We start from the raw sequence: 1,430 nt of genomic DNA on the forward strand, positions 1-1,430 counted from the left end.
CTCTTGGGTGACGGTGACTGGGTCAAAGGTGCGATCGCTAGAAAGCTTCACAGGGGATACGTTGGAGACCATGGGATGTTGAGAATAAAACCTAGAGGGGGAATGCAGGAATTGAACCGTAAATTTATTCTAATGGTTAGGAAAGAGGATTTAATAACTTCCACCTCTAAGTCTGTTGAGGCAGAGCGACATAATTCCACTGAGGGAGATAGTCGTCAAAGCGGATGGGCATTTGGGATCTAAAGGCATCTGAGGCTTTTCGACCTGTTTCGTAAACGGCATCAATAATGGTGCTAACAACGGATAAGCCCGTCTTGGTAGAGGTTTGAGCGATTAAATCACGGAAAGCCTCAATGGAGTCCAAAATAGCGCCTCGGCAGGTGCGTGAAATTTGGGCAAAGAGTCAATGCTCAATCGGATTGTATTTTGAGGTGTAGGGCGGGTAATGAGCAATGCGAATCTCGAGACCCAAGTCATTGGCCAATAATTGCAGATCTTCCTTGAAGATATAGTGCCGCGCACTATTGCTGCCACCCGCATCACACAAGAGCAGAATTGAGGTCGCCGTGGGATAGTCATGACCACCGTGCTGAGTCCACCAATGATAGATGGAGTCACAGGCAAATTCTGAGGTGTCTCGGCTGGTCCCAATTTGGACATAGCCTGTGTTTTGATTGAGATCATAGAGACCATGGGGAATGGCAACCCCATCAGCCAAGTGAGGCCAATCATGGTCATAAACCCGCAGCTTATCTGTGCTGTAGGTATGCCCATCCCGATAGAAGGGGCCAATCAATTCTCTTTTTTAGTATCCATGCTGATGACAGGATTGCCGGTCTCTGTGTAGCGCTTGCGTAAGGCATCGATATTCTCAAATTGGTCATTTCGTTGGGGATGACGAGCGCCAGTTGCTAGGGTCTTGCTGGCGCGACGTCGACGATAATGATGTTTCTTGAGCAACTGGTCAACCACTGTCACACTCACGTCGATATTTTCAGTCTTCAGCAAGGCCGCAATTTTAGGGCGACTCAGATTAGTCCATTTCACCTGGTCATCGACCGGCGAACCTGCGGTATGGCGCTCCATCACTTTCAAAAACGCCGTATCTAAACCTGGAATCGTCTCAAACGCTGATTTGCGTCCGCCCCCCTGACGACGAATCCCGGATTTTTCCATGCTTGTGTCATCCTGTAGTTCTGCTATCCCAGCCTTTATCGTGCGATAGTCACAGCCTAAGACGCGATGGATATAGCTAATGCCGCCATACCCTAATTTAATCGCTTCGATGCCCGCGTATCGACGACGATCTTTTTCGGACAGTGACTGATAGTAACGCTGCATGTGAGTTTCTATTTCAGCCGAATAGGACACAGGGAAACTGCTCTCGAATAACCTACCTCTTTACGCTATATCATCTGTCAAGATAGGGA

The 1,430-nt window shown here is 48.3% G+C and carries 1 protein-coding gene and 1 pseudogene; one reads left to right on the plus strand and one right to left on the minus strand.

Annotated elements, in window-relative coordinates:
* Positions 1-243, plus strand: a 243-nt coding sequence (locus tag F6K13_RS33110) for a hypothetical protein (RefSeq protein WP_287289921.1), incomplete at its 5' end; no start/stop codon positions are given.
* Here the strand turns inward: F6K13_RS33110 and F6K13_RS35660 are convergent.
* Positions 167-1,341, minus strand: a pseudogene (locus F6K13_RS35660) (ISAzo13 family transposase). The gene F6K13_RS33110 and the pseudogene F6K13_RS35660 sit on opposite strands and share 77 nt — an antisense overlap.
* Positions 1,342-1,430 lie beyond the last annotated feature (89 nt).

This window comes from Okeania sp. SIO2B9, assembly GCF_010672505.1.
GTDB classification, from domain to species: Bacteria; Cyanobacteriota; Cyanobacteriia; order Cyanobacteriales; family Microcoleaceae; genus Okeania; species Okeania hirsuta.